This window comes from Nostoc sp. CALU 546 (assembly GCF_048836525.1).
Genome location: NZ_JAWJTF010000084.1, coordinates 26,788 through 43,463 on the forward strand (window position 1 = coordinate 26,788; position 16,676 = coordinate 43,463).

Annotated in this window: 15 protein-coding genes; 11 read left to right on the top strand and 4 right to left on the bottom strand. The window is 39.2% G+C overall.

Features of this window, described 5'->3' with window-relative positions; all coding sequences use genetic code 11:
• Positions 1–133 precede the first annotated feature (133 nt).
• Positions 134–673 (top strand): hypothetical protein, encoded by a 540-nt coding sequence (locus tag RRG12_RS30720; RefSeq protein WP_420761813.1) that lies wholly within the window; start codon positions 134–136, stop codon positions 671–673.
• Here the strand turns inward: RRG12_RS30720 and RRG12_RS30725 are convergent.
• Positions 663–1,220 carry a hypothetical protein gene (locus RRG12_RS30725; RefSeq protein ID WP_420761814.1) on the bottom strand — a complete coding sequence of 186 codons (558 nt, stop codon included), beginning with the start codon at positions 1,218–1,220 and terminating at the stop codon, positions 663–665. The genes RRG12_RS30720 and RRG12_RS30725 overlap by 11 nt on opposite strands.
• A 430-nt stretch (positions 1,221–1,650) precedes the next feature.
• Here RRG12_RS30725 and RRG12_RS30730 point away from each other — a divergent pair, with 430 nt between their 5' ends.
• Positions 1,651–2,112: a tellurite resistance TerB family protein gene (locus tag RRG12_RS30730; RefSeq protein ID WP_420761815.1), complete on the top strand. Its 462-nt coding sequence runs from the start codon at positions 1,651–1,653 to the stop codon at positions 2,110–2,112.
• Between the two features lie 270 nt (positions 2,113–2,382).
• On the opposite strand, the gene RRG12_RS30735 is transcribed toward RRG12_RS30730, so the two are convergent.
• Positions 2,383–2,982, bottom strand: coding sequence for a hypothetical protein (locus RRG12_RS30735; protein WP_420761824.1), 600 nt, complete (start codon positions 2,980–2,982; stop codon positions 2,383–2,385).
• Between the two features lie 213 nt (positions 2,983–3,195).
• On the opposite strand from RRG12_RS30735, the gene dacB reads away from it, so the two are divergent.
• Both dacB and RRG12_RS30745 read left to right on the top strand, forming a co-directional pair.
• Complete coding sequence (dacB, locus tag RRG12_RS30740; RefSeq protein WP_420761816.1) at positions 3,196–4,665, top strand: D-alanyl-D-alanine carboxypeptidase/D-alanyl-D-alanine endopeptidase; 1,470 nt, start codon at positions 3,196–3,198, stop codon at positions 4,663–4,665.
• Positions 4,666–4,695: 30 nt separating this feature from the next.
• Positions 4,696–5,601, top strand: a complete 906-nt coding sequence (locus RRG12_RS30745) for a S66 peptidase family protein (protein ID WP_420761817.1) — start codon at positions 4,696–4,698, stop codon at positions 5,599–5,601.
• A gap of 228 nt (positions 5,602–5,829) precedes the next feature.
• Here RRG12_RS30745 and RRG12_RS30750 read toward each other — a convergent pair whose 3' ends face one another.
• The gene (locus tag RRG12_RS30750) at positions 5,830–6,609 is read right to left on the bottom strand and encodes a class I SAM-dependent methyltransferase (protein WP_420761818.1); all 780 of its coding nucleotides are present in this window, start codon (positions 6,607–6,609) and stop codon (positions 5,830–5,832) included.
• A gap of 394 nt (positions 6,610–7,003) precedes the next feature.
• Here RRG12_RS30750 and RRG12_RS30755 point away from each other — a divergent pair, with 394 nt between their 5' ends.
• From RRG12_RS30755 to RRG12_RS30770, 4 genes are all read left to right on the top strand, one after another.
• Positions 7,004–8,110 carry a class I SAM-dependent methyltransferase gene (locus RRG12_RS30755; protein ID WP_420761819.1) on the top strand — a complete coding sequence of 369 codons (1,107 nt, stop codon included), beginning with the start codon at positions 7,004–7,006 and terminating at the stop codon, positions 8,108–8,110.
• Between the two features lie 32 nt (positions 8,111–8,142).
• Positions 8,143–9,111 (top strand): glycosyltransferase, encoded by a 969-nt coding sequence (locus tag RRG12_RS30760; RefSeq protein WP_420761820.1) that lies wholly within the window; start codon positions 8,143–8,145, stop codon positions 9,109–9,111.
• A 112-nt stretch (positions 9,112–9,223) separates the two neighbouring features.
• Positions 9,224–9,877 carry a glycosyltransferase family 2 protein gene (locus RRG12_RS30765; protein ID WP_420761821.1) on the top strand — a complete coding sequence of 218 codons (654 nt, stop codon included), beginning with the start codon at positions 9,224–9,226 and terminating at the stop codon, positions 9,875–9,877.
• 18 nt (positions 9,878–9,895) lie between these two features.
• Positions 9,896–11,215 (top strand): ABC transporter substrate-binding protein, encoded by a 1,320-nt coding sequence (locus tag RRG12_RS30770; RefSeq protein WP_420761822.1) that lies wholly within the window; start codon positions 9,896–9,898, stop codon positions 11,213–11,215.
• Positions 11,216–11,398: 183 nt separating this feature from the next.
• Here RRG12_RS30770 and RRG12_RS30775 read toward each other — a convergent pair whose 3' ends face one another.
• Positions 11,399–12,136: a hypothetical protein gene (locus tag RRG12_RS30775; protein ID WP_420761823.1), complete on the bottom strand. Its 738-nt coding sequence runs from the start codon at positions 12,134–12,136 to the stop codon at positions 11,399–11,401.
• Between the two features lie 647 nt (positions 12,137–12,783).
• Here RRG12_RS30775 and RRG12_RS30780 point away from each other — a divergent pair.
• From RRG12_RS30780 to RRG12_RS30790, 3 genes are all read left to right on the top strand, one after another.
• Positions 12,784–13,470, top strand: coding sequence for a PEP-CTERM sorting domain-containing protein (locus tag RRG12_RS30780; RefSeq protein WP_420758827.1), 687 nt, complete (start codon positions 12,784–12,786; stop codon positions 13,468–13,470).
• A gap of 665 nt (positions 13,471–14,135) precedes the next feature.
• Entirely contained in the window at positions 14,136–15,197 is a 1,062-nt protein-coding gene (gene hemE, locus RRG12_RS30785) for a uroporphyrinogen decarboxylase (protein ID WP_420758826.1), read from the top strand.
• Between the two features lie 189 nt (positions 15,198–15,386).
• Positions 15,387–16,343, top strand: a complete 957-nt coding sequence (locus tag RRG12_RS30790) for an NAD-dependent epimerase/dehydratase family protein (protein ID WP_069073091.1) — start codon at positions 15,387–15,389, stop codon at positions 16,341–16,343.
• Positions 16,344–16,676: the final 333 nt, after the last annotated feature.

Sequence of the window (16,676 nt, forward strand, 5' to 3'; positions counted from 1 at the left end):
GGAGGCAGGAGGCAGAAGGCAGGAGGCAAAAGGCAGGAGGTCGAACGCAAGAACGTGTCGTAGACAAGGCAGGATAGCAAAAATACTACTTCAGGAGAATGACACACGAACACCAGAACTTGATAATACCCTCATGACTTCCTTAAACATCAACCTCTATCTGCTCCTAGAAAATCTCCTCTTTTTCCTAATTGCCACACTTTTTATTGTGGTTGTTAACTGGGGATGGAAAAACACCAAGCCCTACACTCTACCTTTACCATTTCCCGGTTGGTATAAAATTTGGTTTGGCTCAGTGCAACTGCTAGGAGTATTGCTGCCATTAGTGGTCATGCTATTGTGGGGTGTATTGTGGGGCGATCGCAGTGTATTAACTGTACTTGGTTGGTATTTTATCGTATTAGGGTTGCAAATCATCTCTGAAAGAGTGACACTTAGGCAGTTGCAAAATGTCGTATGGGTAATGGTTCCTTATATATATCTGCCTTACCGCTTCTGGCAGTTATATGAGGGTTTGACACTTTTGGATTCTACAAGTGAGTTGCAGTGGGTACGATATTTATTGATTTTTGAATTAGTGCTATGGATTGTTAACTACGCCATAGATGTATCTCAATTGCCACGGCTGTTTCGCTGGGAAGTACAATCAAACTCTGACGTTGCTAGGGATTAATCGCAGAATTAGCCATTTTTACTAAAGAAGTGCGATCGCCTGCTTTTAGCCCAACAACATATTGCACACCCTGTTGTCTCCAAGTCAAGGTAGCATCTGAACAATTAGCACCACAACTAAAATCCACAAAATAGCCAGTAATACCCTTAGCTAAAGATACAGGTTTACCAGTCAGGCGCGGTGTTTTGCGCGTTACTGCTTCAGCAGAAAGCACACCCAAACGACAGGCAGTTCCACCCGTACAGTCAGGACTGAAACCCAGTAAAATATCGTACTTCTTTGGCGTAGCAGCTTCTATAATTGCGTAAATTGGATTTTCCCCATCCAACTCAGGAATAAACTTTGGCAATAAAATCTTAATCTGAGTCTTTCGCTTTAATTTAGGCAGAATAGATTTAAAAATTGGGTGTGGCTGGGTTTGACTCTGCTGTGCTATCAGTTGGGACTGGTTGTTGATAGTAGCTATGGCTGACTTGTGAAAGCTGCTAACGCCGACTGATAAAAATACAGCACACACAACACTGATATTTCTGAAACTTAAAATCATCTTTAAAAACCTATTTTATCTAAAGTACTTATTTGTAATACCCAGTTTGGGTATCAAATTACGCATTTAATAGAAGAAGCGATCGCTGGTATGCAGCATCAAGCATCAAGCGCTACTTTATCCTTCTTCAAAACTATACATATCAAAGGTTTCAGTCTGCTGAATTTTTATTGAACAGAATTCAGGAGTCAGGAGTCAGAATTCAGCAATGTTTTCTGTATGACTGGCGGTAGCGAGTATTTTCGAGTCGCGTCTTTATTCTGACTCCTGTTAGCGGATAGCTAAGGTTTAGGCCATTCTGACTTCTGAATTCTTCTTCAATCATTCCAATGTATATTTCCGCATTCTTTTGGGAATCATAAATCGAGGAAGAATTATACACCACAAGGTATTACTTCCTGAAATATCACGTAACTTTTAGAGGATAATTATGTCTAAACGCAAGTTGCCCAAAGGCCGTAGTGTTAGTTCAGTTGCTCTAGAACCAGAAGTTGCGATCGCAATTCTTGGACTTTTCTCCGCTGCGGCTGATGGTGAAGGTATTTCTTCCACAGAAGAATATGCTTTGAGTGAATTTCTCGGTCGGGTTGACTTATTTGAAGATTACTCTGAAGAAGACTTTGAAGAATTGACCGAAAAAGTCGTCAGCTTGATTGAAGAAGAAGAACCAGAAGATTTAATCGCTCAATCCATCGAATCCTTACCCAATAGAGGTTATCGTGAAGCTGCATACATCACAGCTATCTTAGTTGTGGGAATTGACGAAGAAGTACCCGAAGCAGAACAAGATTATATCTCTGAGCTTCAGGAAGCCTTAAAAATTTCAGACGAACGCGCACAAGAACTTATAGATGCAGTGTTCGGAGAAGACGAAGAAGAGGAAGAGGAGTAATCTTTATTGAATTGCAACCTCAGTCATCTACCATCATTAATTTGGGGTTGCTAATTTAGAGGATTAAATAATTTTGTTTGAGTTAAGTTGTACAGATTCCCGACTTCATGAAGAAGTTGGGAATCTTGCACATTATCAAAATTAATCCGATAGAGCAATACAGTTCAGAATGAGCAACAAAACCCTTATTGTAGAGACGCGATTTATCGCGTCTGAATTTACCGCGTCTCGATTTATCGCGTCTTCTGAACCGTATTGTCCAATAGAGTACTAATTAGAAATTGGTACATTTTTAAATGCAGCTGTATCTGGCACAAAAATGTCCAAATTATTGATACCGTCGGGAACTCTTAGCCAGATATAAGCATCTGCGGAAGCTTGTGGACGTACTTGGAACAAAGAAACGCTTCCTGTTGAGCGATTAAGAGCAACTCCTTTGTAGGTTACGCTAGTCTCAGGATTGCGGGCTGTTGTACTAGCAACCGATATAATATCGCCACCAACAACTCCGTCTGTGGCAAGGCGACGAATTCGCATTTGCACATTCACCACATCACGGTTTCCGGTTTCTGGATCTTTAATTCGTTTTGCTGAAAGTAACTCAACTTCTGCCTTTTTGCCAAAAGCAGGCTGCACAAATTGACCAGGGCTAATTGCTGAAGTTGTAGCACTGACTGGGGATGGTGAGACTGTTGCTTGTGGAGAAGTTGCAGCTGTAGGACTTGGCACTTGAGTAGGAATGGTGTTGCTGGCTGTATTGGTAGCATTTAGTGTCTGCCGCAACGTGAAAACTTCATAAGCTACATAGCCGCTACATCCCAAAGCCAAAGTAGAGAGTAATACAGCTACACCAGATAAAAATGTACTCACACCATTGCCTCGATTTCGTATTTCTGTATATGCAGGTTGATTTAGGTTTCTATTTCGTAGTCCCATAAATTATGTTTGTGCGATCGCCCACGTATGAAACATGTGAACATCTTCCCTATACTAGTTAAGTAACTTTACTGATCAATTACTTCTCTCTCCGGAAAGAAGTCTTTGGCAAAGTCAAAATATCTATCTTTGGGATAAGGAAAATTTGTGAGACTTAAGACTTTAAATCAACCACTGGGTGTTTTATTAATATTTTTGACTAGCCAGATAGGATTTAGTTCTATTGCAAAAGCACAAACACCAGTTGCACCAAGAATTACCACAAAATCAATTTGCTCTACCCAACTGGGAACAGCTATAGATGCTGTAATCAATCGCCCCTTATTTAGTCGGGTGCGCTGGGGAATTTTGGTACAACCCCTGTCAACTGGACAAACTCTTTACAGTCGAGATGCTCAGAAATATTTTACTCCCGCGTCTAACCTCAAATTGCTGACAACAGCAGCAGCATTGCAGCAATTGGGTGCTAATTTTCGGATTCGCACCTCTGTTTATCAAAATGGCAATGGTGTTTTACGTGTTGTCGGTAGGGGAGATCCTAGTTTAAGTGATGCTGAACTGCAAAAATTGGCACAGCAGCTAAAACAAAAAGGTATTACTCAAATTCAGCAATTGATAGCTGATGATAGTTATATTCAAGGTGATATTGTTAACCCAACTTGGCAATGGGAAGATGTGCAGTCAGACTATGGCGCACCAGTCAACAGCTTTATTCTGAATCAAAATATTTTTAGCTTAAAACTTATACCACAGGCTGTAGGTAAATCTTTACAAGTCGTATGGACTGATGCTGGCGAAGCGAGACAGTGGCGGACGATTAATCAGTCAGTAACCGTTGCCCAAAATCAACCAAGCTACATCAATGTTACCCGCGAGTTATCTGGGACAGTATTACGAATTCAAGGACAACTGACAACAAATTCAGAACCGTCTTTAATAGATTTACCTGTAGTTGACCCTAATTATTACTTCTTACGACGCTTCCGTACTGCTTTGGCAACAGAAAAAATTACCTTGGGACAAACATTATTACTAAATGGTGGTGTTAATCAAGAGGAAATAGCATTTGTAGAGTCGCCACCTTTAGCTGAGTTATTAGCAGAGACAAATCTAAATAGTAATAATCTTTATGCTGAAGCACTGCTGAGAGCATTATCTGTGAAAAAACTCAGAGTGAAAAATCAAACTAGCGCTGATGTAGGTTTAGAAGTTGTCAAAGCGAGTTTAACTCAATTGGGAGTTGATCCAGCAAATTACATTTTAGTGGATGGTTCAGGTTTATCACGTCGTAACTTAGTGACACCAGAAGCTTTTGTACAAACTTTACGGGCAATAGCAAGAACACCAACAGCATATTTATATCGTGCCTCTTTACCAGTGGCGGGTAAAAGTGGAACTCTGAAGGGCCGCTTTCAAGGTACATCTGCTGAGGGCATTGTGCAAGCAAAAACAGGTACGTTAACGGGTGCAATTTCTCTATCTGGATATATGAATGCGCCGAAGTATGAACCGTTAGTTTTTAGTATTATCGTGAATCAATCAGAGCAACCTGCAAGTGTTGTGCGACAGGCAATTGATGAAGTTGTTGTGTTGTTAACGCAGTTGCAACGTTGTTAGTATTATGCTTTACCACTCCTAACTTTTTTCATGCCAGCCAAAATCTTACCACCGCCCCTGAAACCTGGAGACTTACTGCGAGTAATTGCCCCTAGTGGTGCTTTGCGAGAATTTGAGGCATTTGAACGGAGTATAGAAATTTGGCGATCGCGCGGCTATAAACTAGAAATCAGTCCCCAGATAGATGATAAATGGGGTTATCTAGCCGGAACAGATGAAACCCGCCGTCAACAATTAGCGGCAGCATGGCAAGATCCTGATTGTCGTGGTATCCTTTGTGCCAGAGGCGGTTTTGGCAGCACCCGTATCTTAGAAAATTGGAATTGGTCAAACTCAGCGCCTCCCAAGTGGCTTATAGGCTTTTCTGATATCACAGCTTTATTATGGAGCCTTTATACAGCAAGAATTTCAGGCGTTCACGGCCCTGTCATGACAACTTTAGCAGATGAGTCAGATTGGTCAATTCAGCGATTATTAGATTGGGTAGAAGGTGGTTCTTTCACCCCTCTCAAAGGTTGCGGTTGGGGTGGTGGTGTGGTTAATGGTACTTTGTTACCAGGTAATCTCACCGTGGCTACTCACCTTTTGGGTACGCCAATCTTGCCACATCTAGATGGTGTAATTCTGGCGTTTGAGGATGTTACGGAAGCACCTTATCGCATCGACAGGATGCTGACGCAGTGGCGCTTGAGTGGTGCTTTGTCACAAGTCTGCGGTATTGCTTTGGGGGGTTTTACTCGCTGTGAAGCGCCACCAACTATATCTAGTTTTAGTGTAGAAGAAGTATTGCGCGATCGCTTGGGTGATTTGGGTATTCCGATTGTCTCTGATTTGCCTTTTGGCCACGATAGTCCCAACGCAGCATTACCAGTGGGTGTAGAGGTAACTTTAGATGGGGATGCGGGAATATTAGCGATCGCGCATCCACATGATTAAATAATTGATGGATAAATTCCTTGTAGAGACGGCGATTTATCGCGTCTCTCTAACCGTTTATCGCGTCTCTCTAACCGTAAAAATGAATTTGACAGACTACTAATACCGCAAGGCGGAATTCGTAATTCGTAATTCGTAATTCGTAATTCGTAATTAATTGTTTGCAAGGGTTTCAGACGTTTAAGATGGGTGGCTTATTTACGCCGTGCGGTACTAGTTAAACAGTCGTCATAATCCACTCACAGAATAATCTTCTAAATGCTTTGGTAAATTCCAATTAACCTTCGGATCTGGTTGATGTTTTACTGGCTCAACATTCCCACGCCAAGCAGCGCCCATAATTTGCATAGTTTGGTAAATAATTGTATTCCAACCTTTTTCCTTTAAGTAGTCTAAACCTTGTGCTACATCAGGGGAAGTTAAATCATGGAACAAAATTAAAGCATCGTCCTCTGCCAATGGTTCACAAACAATCGTATCATTGAGTGGAGCCTGTGCTTCATGATCGCCATCAATGAAAATCAATGACCACTTGCATTGTAATTGTTTAGCTAACTCCTCTACCTTTTGTGGACTATAACCAGCTACTAAATTAACTGAGTCGATAACACCAGCAAGTCGTAAAGAAGTACTTACATTTTCATAAACATCTTCTCTGGCTAAAGCAGGATCAATTACATCTAATTTCACTCCGCCTAATGCCAGATGACACGCAGACCAACCCCGCAAACAACCAATTTCTAAAGCTTTTTTCCCAGCAAATTTGAGTGCTGTATTATATAAAATATGCGTCTCATCTCGATTCAGGAACCCTATAAATGGCTCATCTTTATCCACATACCAGTTATGGGGAATCTCTCGACGTAAATAAGACCAATAGCAATTATTTATGTCTCCAATAATCATATTGGGGAAAGATGAATCAGGATGAACTACCTCAAGTTCGGGTGAAATATAGTCCCAACTAGACAATGAGATATTTGGAACAACTTCATTAGTTTTTGTCATTATTTCTTTTTCTCCAAAGATTCATTATGTACTAGTTTTGTTAGCTTTACCAATTCAATTACGTAATTGCACGATTAACAGTAACACACTATGGTTCAATAGTTAATACTGAGATCAAGTCCAATGCCAGCAAAAGGTAATCGTCCCTAATACTGCCCTGCGGTAACTAGAGACATCTAGGCGCGGGAGAAAGTAAGGCGATGCCTATGGCGGCAAGCTACGCAGGGCTTTTACTAAATGTGAATCAACTCCACCAAGCTGTACTAGATTTAGTGTAGAGAAACATAAAATCTTCTTTGCATAATCTATGAACTGTCAGTATAGATAGATTCCAAAATAGCTTATAATGCCTAAGTCATCCTCCTTATTAAAATTTTTTGAGTGATTTACTTGTATGCCCAAACAATATGTACCTAACGTATTCTTAAAAATTGAAGATTCACAGTTATATGCAATTTTTGCTTGGAGTCAGCGAACAGCAGAAATTGTTACATCCAAATCGTGGCTGACAATACTAGAAATATTCGTTCACGAACATTCACTAGAGAATGCTTACCAAATCTTTCAAAAAGTTAAATACGCTTCTACAGCAGATAAGGTAATTCAGGAATTAGAAGAATACGAACAACTTCTTCAAGATGCTATAGTTTTTTTAGCAGATAGCAGCCTGACAATTTTTGGTAAAGGCTTTCGGAGTTTTATCGAAAAGGAAATGCAATTTGAACTTGGTTCATTAAGTAGAGAAACTTACCAAGTCCTGCCACAATTATTTTCTAAATATAAATTAGAAGATGACCTAAAATCTATTGAAAATATAGAAGACTTTCGGAAATTAGTAGAACACCTAGAAAATCTTGGTTTCCTATCTCCTGCGACAGGTTCAATAGATTGGGGTGACTTAAAAAAAGCAGTTCCCATTTGTCAAGCATTTGGATTGACAAGAGGAAAACCCGTCGATAGATACTATCTCAGCAAATTTCTTGAAGAAATTCAAACCCAAATCGGGGGTAATATCTTAGAAATAGGAGGAACACCAAAAGATAAAGATTTTTATAAAATTAATCCAGGCGCATCATATCAGATTCTCAACTTAGAAGCAGGCCCAGGAGTAGATATAGTTGGGGATGCTCACGATGTATCCGTTATCAAACCAGAATCGCTTGATTCAGTCATAATTTTTAACGTCTTAGAACACTGTTATGCTCCCTGGGTAGTAGTGGAAAACATTTACACTTGGCTAAAACCTGGTGGTAAATGTTTTGCAATGGTACCAAGTGCGATTAGAGTTCATGCTACTCCTGTTGATTATTGGCGTCCTTTACCTGATGCTTTCGCCTGGATGTTTAGAAACTTTTCACAACAAAAGTTGTATGTCTATGGCAATCCTACTACTGTAATAGCTAGTTATCACGGAATAGCCGTAGAAGAACTAACATCTGAAGAACTAGACGCTTATCATCCAGATTATCCTGTCGCAACTTGTATTTTGGCTGAAAAGTAAATTTAAAAGTGTGAGGAAAAATTCAATTATTTATGAAAATTGCTCTTGTTGCTTGGGGTTATGTCCCTAAACCTCCCCTATCACATTCTGTTTTAACTGTGATAAATGAATACAAAAATTTTTTAGAGAAAATTGGACATCAAGCCGATATCTTAAACGAGAAAGATGTTAACGAAGTCATAGAATATATTAATAATAATAATTATGATTTTGTGCATTTACACGCCTATAGTTTTGTGAGCGAATTTAATCGGAACCTTAAACAGAAGTATTGTTTTACCTGCCATGATGGTTATTTGTTTAAAACAGATAAATGGAATCAAGAATTTAGAGAAGCATATCAACATTATTTCAATGCACCTGGGATAATTGCCCTTTCTCACTTAACAAAAGATTGTTTACTGAAAGCAGGCTACTCTGGATACATATCAGTGCAAGTAAACGGTATTGATACTCAGAAAGTAAATTTTCAAGATAAAGGGAATAATAAAGCTATTTGTTTAGGTTGGATTCAACCAAGAAAGCAGCAGAAATTATTGGCAAAAATCATAGATGGAAAGATTGGAATAGATTTTGTTGGCCCTTTAGATGATCCTGATTTTGTTGAAGGAACAACGACAAAACATTTAGGTGTATGGAGTTTAGAACAAGTTTATTCTCGGCTCACAAATTATAGCTGTTTAGTTTTAATTAGTGAAGGAGAAGTTGCACCACTCGTAGTATTAGAAGCAATGGCAGCAGGTTTATGTATCGTTGTTTCCGAATCTGCTAGCGCCAATTTACATCACAAAGAATTCATTAGAATTTTGCCAGATAATATCTTAACTGATACCACACCAGAAGCTCAAAAAATTGTTACCGATACAATTAGCGAGATGATTGATAAAAACCAATATTATCGCCAAGAAATTTTAGAATATGTCCGAGAAAACTTTGATTATAGCCGGATAATTTATAACTATAATGATATCATGCATGAATTTATAAACTTACACAGCTAATGTTAATAACTTTATTATGTTAAACACAGCTTAATACTTTACTCCTCAATAATTAAAAATCTCTCTTTTGTTAGTGGGATTTTTGTGTGAACAATACGATGATGATTTAACAATGGAAACTGTAGTTTTTGATTTCGATTGCGAAGTATCAATTATCCTCTGTACCTACAATCGGGCAAAATATCTAAACAATTGCATTGATAGTGTTATTGCTCAAACTTTTAAAGATTGGGAACTGATTATAGTTGATGATGGCAGCCAAGATAATACTTTTGAAATTGTCAATCCTTATCTTCAACAATTTCAAAATATCCGGTATTTGAAACATCAAAATAGGAAGCTATGGTATGCTAAAAATGCTGGTATTCAAGCATCTTTCGGCAAATACATAACATTTCTGGATAGTGATGATGCTTATAAAGTCAATCATCTGGATGCGCGAATTGAATATATGAAAGCTAATCCAGAAATTGATTTGATTGAAGGTGGATTTGCAACTGAAGAAGAGATTTTGGTTGCAGATTATTTTCAACCCGGTGAAAAAATTAATCTCCGAGAATGTGTTTTAGGCCCAACATTTTTTGGGAAGAGACAGGTATTTTTTGAGGTGAAAGGGTTTAATCATATTGCTTATGGAGAGGATACAGACTTTTGGTATCGGGCTGCAAAAATATTTAGAACCGAAAAAATAACCGAACCTGAAACCTATATTTACACAAGAGCAGAAACTAGCATTACTAAAAGTGTTTTAGAGAATATTTCTTAATTTAATTAACTACCTGGAATGAAAATTATCCTTTTTCTATCCCAAATAAGCCATTATTTTCGCCGGGTTATTACTTCTATTTGGCAGATGTTACTTCTAGGGGTTGTCCTAAGTTCGTTTCTTATATTTTTATCTGGTTGTCAGGGAATAGGACAGAAAGATGATGGAGTAATTCATTTAACCCTATGGCAAGCTATCAATCCCCCTGCTAATCGAGATGTGTTTGAAAAATTAGTAGACAAATTTAATCAGACTCATCCTGATATCAAGGTAGAATCTGTCTTTTTAGCTCAACCCCAATTGCCAAAAATATTAACAGCGGTTGTGGGTAATGCACCTCCAGATATCCTGGCATTTTATCCGCAAATTACAGGTCAGTTGGCAGATTTAAGGGCAATTATACCTTTAGAAGATTGGTTGGAAAAATTGCCCATAAAGTCAGAAATCAGCCCTAACTTACTTGAAGAATTGAAATTAGATGGTCATCTTTGGTCAGCCCCGTTATACACCAGCAATATAGGCATTTTTTACAGACCTAAACTTTTTGAAGCTGCGGGAATTACGCAAACACCTAAGACTTGGGAAGAATTGAGGGAAGTTGCCAAAAAATTAACGATAGACCGCAATGGCGACAATCGACCGGAACAATACGGAATTGTACTGCCTTTAGGAAAGCAAGAATGGACTGTTTTTAGCTGGTTTCCTTTTTTATTGAGTGCTGGGGGAGAAGTATTAAAAAATAAGCAGCCGGATTTAACGAACCCTGGAGCGCTGAAAGCCTTACAATTCTGGCAACAGCTATTAAAAGATGGTTCAGCAATGCTTTCTTCTCCAGAACGAGGTTATGAAGAGGATGCTTTTATTGCAGGTCGCGTTGCTATGCAAATTACAGGCCCTTGGACTTATATCACTAAATCTACAGTTGATTACGACGCATTTCCCATACCTGGAAATGTTGGTCAAGCTACAGTGACAGGTGGCGGAAATCTATATGTGATGAAGACTACAGCAGCCAGAGAGAAAGCTGCACTCAAGTTTTTAGAATATGTTTTGAGTGAAGAATTCCAAAAAGAATGGAGTATCGGCACTGGGTTTTTACCAGTTAATCTCAAAGCTGCACAAAGTGAAGCTTATCAGCAATTCATCAACCAAAAACCTTGGTTAAAAGTGTTTATGGAACAAATTCCTCTGGCTGGCGCTCGACCGATTATTGCTGGATATAGTCGTCTTTCTGACAGTCTTGGTCGAGCTATAGAGGCGACATTGTTAGGTGAGTCTCCGGAAAAAGCACTCAAAATAGCACAAGAGCGTTTAGAAACTATTTGGGACAGTAATTAATAATTCGTAATTCGTAATTCGTAATGACGCTCTCTACGAGACGCTAAAAGCGTAGCTTGCAACTCTTACAGAGTACGCGGACTTGCTACCGCGGCGCTAACGTAATTCGTAGGGTTTTTGTTTTCCAAAACTAAAGTTTGTTGCTCTGAAAAGAGAATTAATTAGAAATTACGAATTATTTGGTCATGCAGAAACTTCAGTTTTACGATGTACATTTCTTTTCAATGTACACAAACCAATTGCTGGGATGGCTCCCAAAATTATAGCAGTAAGTCCTTGTCCACTCCAATATAATATGGGAGTTCGGTAGGTTTCTGGAATCAAATTTTGCATAACAAAAAGCAACCAAACCAAAATAGTAATTAATAAAAAAGAGATTGAGGGTAAAAAATTCCACCACCAAATGCCGGCTGTATATCGCCTCAATACCAGCCATTGGCAAATACCTAGCCAAATTCCAGAAATTATATATGCGATCGCAGACAAAAATCCTAAAATCAAAGTATCTTCAGGAGATGATGAGGCAATAGTTGAAATGTAGTTAATCCAGGCTGTAGAAACGCCGTTGGCAATCAGCCAACCAACGGTAGTAGCAAATAGCCACTGCAAACCTGGTAAATATCGGTAAAGAACAAGGCTCTGGTCAGCAGCAAAAATCACGGCAAATACAACGTTACTGAGACTTCTGACCAAAATGCTCCAGCTTTGTGGTTGGATAGCAACGCTAGATGAGAGACTTTGAAGAATAATTTTCTCTAAGGCGATACTGGCAACGCCACCCACAACCCATCCGATGAGGGTCATTAAGGTAAACTGAATAAAGAACTGCTGTCGCTGCGATCGCGGAATCAAAAACTTTCCTAGATTAGGCTCATTATTAGCAGATGCAATACGATCGGGACTGTTAGAGTCAGTTTGCATAGGAAGTTAGGGGAGTGAGGGAATAGGGATATCAGGGAGATAGGGGAGCAGGGGGAGAATAACTAATGCCCAATGCCCAATCCTCAATTAAATATTGATTCTTGTTTTACCCTATTTCTTACTCGCCAGTCCCTATTTTGCATTCCCCACTCCCCAAGATGGACATTTTATGTCAATAACAGCAGTCTATTATCAATAGATTCCAAATTAATCTCATTAACTTATACTTTTTGCTAAAGGTTTAGGGGTAGCCTGTCGTAGACATCGCTTTGAGTCTTGGAAACTAAACCAAACGAGAAATAGTGATTTTTTTGTTGCTTCTTAACCTTGGTTGCAATCAAGAGTAATTTAGATGCGTTTGTGCTGCTTACTAAAATTGCACCAGAACTTCACTTAATCTTTAAAGATATTTTAGTATATACACCGTATCTTTTACGGGTTAAAAAAATCAAAATAGGATTACAAAGCATCAAGATAAACTTACATCTTCGAGCTTGTTGTACCCAACAAAAGTCATATTTAAAGACCTAATAATCTTTGCGATTTTCTTCTAGGTTGTTGGAGTCAGGAAACCAAGTTTTTATGGCTAGGTTTCAATAAAAGTTCAGTCTTAATTCTCTTTGTGTTCTTTGAGGTTTATAACTATAATGTTGCAAAAATTATCCTTGGCTCTACTGGGAACAACTGCTGTGATCATGAGTGCAAATCCAGCTAGTGCCGTAACTCTACAAGTCAACAGTGGCCCGTTTTCTAGCTATGCTGATGCCAAAACTGTTACCTTTGACGATGGCACAGCAAATGATCCTAATGGATTTGTTACTTACTCTAATATTACTAGTAACATTGTTCAAGGTAGCGTATCTGGTCAATACGCCTCACCTTATGGAGATAACACCAAATTTCTAACAATTGCTCCAGTAGGTAGTAATGTTGCAGGCGACAGTGGTTTTGTCAATATTAACTTCAAGGAAGCTGTTAATTACTTCGGTTTTTATGCAGGTTCATTAGATGATTACAACTTTGTTGACATTTACAAAGGCGATCAGAAGTTAAAAACTTTTAGTGGTGCAGATGTGCCAACTGCTATAGCTAATGGTAGTTGGACTAGCTCTCAAGCTAATATGTTTATCAATCTTGTAGCTGATACAGGAGAAACTTTTGACCGGGTTGTGATGCGCTCAAATGGTGTTGCCTTTGAAACAGATAATCACGCCTATAGACTAGCCCAGAGCGTTCCCGAATCTAATGCGATCTTAGGTGTGTTAGCAATAGGTGCTTGTGGTATGACTTCACTCTTCAAACGCTCACGACATAAAGTGACAGTGAAAGGATAAATTTTTCCAGCGTTAGCGAGTATTTTCGAGTCGCGTCTGAATCAAATGGTTTAATACCCCCACTAAATCGAAAATTGAGTGGTCTTCTCTACGAGACGCAAGCGCGAACAATCAGTGGTGGGTCTGAATCTCCCACTCATTGATTCTGAATTCTGACTTCTTCTTTAATTGATTTTCTCTCTACTAAAAGGTTTAGATCCCCCACTTCTTCGAGAAGTCGGGGATATTTTTGTTGATAACCCATTTAGGATTGCTATATATAGTACGTTATGATGGCAAAAATTAACTGACCATCTGGAATGGGTAAAAAGTTTGCTATACAAATTTCTTTGATTTTTACTTTTGTCTTTTGTACTAGTTATCTAAATGTTCCGTACCAAAAAATTTAGTTTACCACAGCTTTTTTGTAAACTCTTTAATTTTTCCGTTTCAATTCTGGCGGTAATTACTGTTTATCGGTATCCGCTGATATCCCTGCAATTGGGGACACTTTGTAAAGAAAGATTGCAAATAATGCTTTATTAATTTACTAACTTCCTCAAAATTGATAAAGAGCGAATCAAGCCACTGCGCGGAGTCACTCACTTTTTCCTGATAATCTAATGGAAAAACGTAATCCCAGAATGATAAGCTAAACAGTGGCATAAAGTAGGATGAAATAATAAATGGGTGTTTATTCAACGACTCCTCATCTCTTACGGGCTGCTCGTGGTGAAGTAGTAGATCGTCCCCCTGTATGGATGATGCGACAAGCGGGACGATATATGAAAGCATATCGGGACTTAAGAGATAAGTATCCTTCGTTTCGCGATCGCTCGGAAATTCCAGAAGTAGCAATTGAAGTTTCCTTGCAACCGTGGAAAGCCTTCCAACCAGATGGAGTAATTTTATTTTCTGATATTGTCACCCCCTTACCTGGTTTGGGCATTGACATGGATATTGCCGAAGGTAAGGGGCCAATCATTCACTCACCCCTCCGCACTCAAGAACAAATTGATCTTCTGCATCCCTTAGAACCAGAAGCAGCTCTACCATTTATCAAGACAATTTTGCAAGCGCTACGTTCTGAAGTAGGCGATAAGTCAACAGTGTTGGGCTTTGTGGGTGCGCCGTGGACGTTAGCAGCTTATGCAGTAGAAGGAAAAGGTTCTAAAACCTATTCCATCATCAAAAACATGGCATTTTCAGATCCGACGATATTGCATCAACTGTTAGCTAAATTAGCAGATGCGATCGCGATCTATGCCCGTTACCAAATTGACTCTGGCGCTCAAGTTATCCAAATGTTCGACTCTTGGGCGGGCCAATTGAGTCCTCAAGATTATGACACCTTTGCTCTCCCCTATCAGCAGCGAGTTTTCCAGCAAGTCAAGCAAACCCACCCCGATACACCTTTGATTTTGCTAGTTAGCGGTAGTGCCGGTGTGTTGGAAAGAATGGGACAATCTGGCGCTGATATTGTCAGTGTAGACTGGGCTGTGGATATGGCAGACGCACGAGCCAGATTGGGTAAACAAATGAAAGTTCAAGGAAATCTTGACCCAGGCGTGCTATTCGGCTCTAAACAGTTTATCCGCGATCGCATTCTCGATACCGTTCGCAAAGCTGGTAATTGGGGTCATATTCTCAATCTCGGTCACGGTGTATTACCAGAAACTCCCGAAGAAAATGTCGCTTTCTTCTTTGAAACGGCGAAGGAACTTAATCTTGCAGGAGTTAAGAATTAGGATTTATGAGTTATGAGTTATGAGTCAGGAGTTATAAACTATAAAGTTATCAGTTACGAGGTGCAAAGTTATCTTTTATTCTTAACTCCTCACTTCCAACTCCTAACTTTATTAATAACTCCTGATTCGGAACTTTTAACTTTATTCTTAACTCTTTAGTTGTAACTCCTAAATTTTGAAAAATTTTCTATGAGCCAGAAGCGAATTTTAGTAACTGGTGCAAGTGGTTGTGTAGGTCATTATTTAACAGAAGCCTTAATTAAAGAAACAGATCACGAACTGTATCTACTAGTTAGGAACCCAAGCAAACTGCAAATTGATACTAAGGCACGTTCAGGTATCAATATTTTACAAGGTGATATGCAAAATATTCGCCAGTTTGCCGATTTGCTATCCACAATTGATACGGCGGTACTCACAGCCACAGCTTGGGGTGGTGATGAGACATTTGATATTAATGTCGTTAAGACTTTAGAGTTGCTCGAACTACTAGATCCAGAACGTTGCCAGCAGGTGATTTATTTTTCCACAGCTAGCGTTTTAGATCGGTATAATCAACCATTAAAAGAAGCCGGAGAAATTGGGACAGATTACATCCGTTCTAAATATGAGTGCTTAGAGAAAAAAGAAAAATTAGCGATCGCACCCAAAATTACCACAGTATTTCCCACTGTAGTATTGGGCGGTGATGCGAATAAACCCTATTCTGCTGTCACATCTGGTATTACAGAAGTTACCAAATATATTAATGTGATTCGCTTTTTAGAAGCAGATGGTAGTTTTCACTTTATCCACGCACAAGATATTGCCACCGTCGTGCAATATTTAATCGATCATCCTCCCGAAAACGATCAACCACGTCGGCTGGTTTTAGGTCAAGCAAAGTTAACTGCTAATCAAGCAGTGAAAGAAGTTTGTGCTTATCTGGGAAAAAAGATTTACTTTCGCATTCCCATATCTATAGCATTGGCTAATTTAATTATTATTCTGTTCCGCATTCGGATGGCTGCTTGGGATCGGTTTTGCATGAACTATCGGCATTTTACTTATGAAAAATCCATCAATCCCGATAGTTTCGGCTTGCCAAATTATTGTGCAACCATGAGCGATGTTTTAAAAAATAGTGGTGTTGAAAGTGTGAAGTAAGGTATTTGACATTTTTAACGTTAGGGCAAACACATTTTATAGCAGGAGGCAGGAGGCAGGAGGCAGGAGGCAGGAGGTAGAAGGCAGGAGGCAGGAGGCAGGAGGCAGGAGGCAGGAGGCAGGAGGTAAAAGTATTACTATTCCTAGCATTGGGGTTTTCAAAATGTCCTAACCTATGTGACTACGGCTATAGTTAATTTTTTTACACCAGTTTTGATTTAATTGGAAGTTCCAAAAAACCCCACCCTTGTACGGATCGTGGTTTATACGGTAAATAAGGCTATTTACACGTCAATAGATCAGTTCAGAGACCACTCAAATTTCATAAAGGAC

Bases quoted from the DNA above. Each gene is read 5' to 3' on its own strand.
- RRG12_RS30720 (WP_420761813.1), top strand. From the start codon at position 134: ATGACTTCCTTAAACATCAACCTCTATCTGCTCCTAGAAAATCTCCTC.
- RRG12_RS30760 (WP_420761820.1), top strand. From the start codon at position 8,143: ATGAAAATTGCTCTTGTTGCTTGGGGTTATGTCCCTAAACCTCCCCTA.
- RRG12_RS30755 (WP_420761819.1), top strand. From the start codon at position 7,004: ATGCCCAAACAATATGTACCTAACGTATTCTTAAAAATTGAAGATTCA.
- RRG12_RS30775 (WP_420761823.1), bottom strand. From the start codon at position 12,136: ATGCAAACTGACTCTAACAGTCCCGATCGTATTGCATCTGCTAATAAT.
- RRG12_RS30790 (WP_069073091.1), top strand. From the start codon at position 15,387: ATGAGCCAGAAGCGAATTTTAGTAACTGGTGCAAGTGGTTGTGTAGGT.
- RRG12_RS30725 (WP_420761814.1), bottom strand. From the start codon at position 1,220: ATGATTTTAAGTTTCAGAAATATCAGTGTTGTGTGTGCTGTATTTTTA.
- hemE (WP_420758826.1), top strand. From the start codon at position 14,136: ATGGGTGTTTATTCAACGACTCCTCATCTCTTACGGGCTGCTCGTGGT.
- RRG12_RS30770 (WP_420761822.1), top strand. From the start codon at position 9,896: ATGAAAATTATCCTTTTTCTATCCCAAATAAGCCATTATTTTCGCCGG.
- RRG12_RS30730 (WP_420761815.1), top strand. From the start codon at position 1,651: ATGTCTAAACGCAAGTTGCCCAAAGGCCGTAGTGTTAGTTCAGTTGCT.
- RRG12_RS30765 (WP_420761821.1), top strand. From the start codon at position 9,224: ATGGAAACTGTAGTTTTTGATTTCGATTGCGAAGTATCAATTATCCTC.
- RRG12_RS30745 (WP_420761817.1), top strand. From the start codon at position 4,696: ATGCCAGCCAAAATCTTACCACCGCCCCTGAAACCTGGAGACTTACTG.
- RRG12_RS30780 (WP_420758827.1), top strand. From the start codon at position 12,784: ATGTTGCAAAAATTATCCTTGGCTCTACTGGGAACAACTGCTGTGATC.
- RRG12_RS30750 (WP_420761818.1), bottom strand. From the start codon at position 6,609: ATGACAAAAACTAATGAAGTTGTTCCAAATATCTCATTGTCTAGTTGG.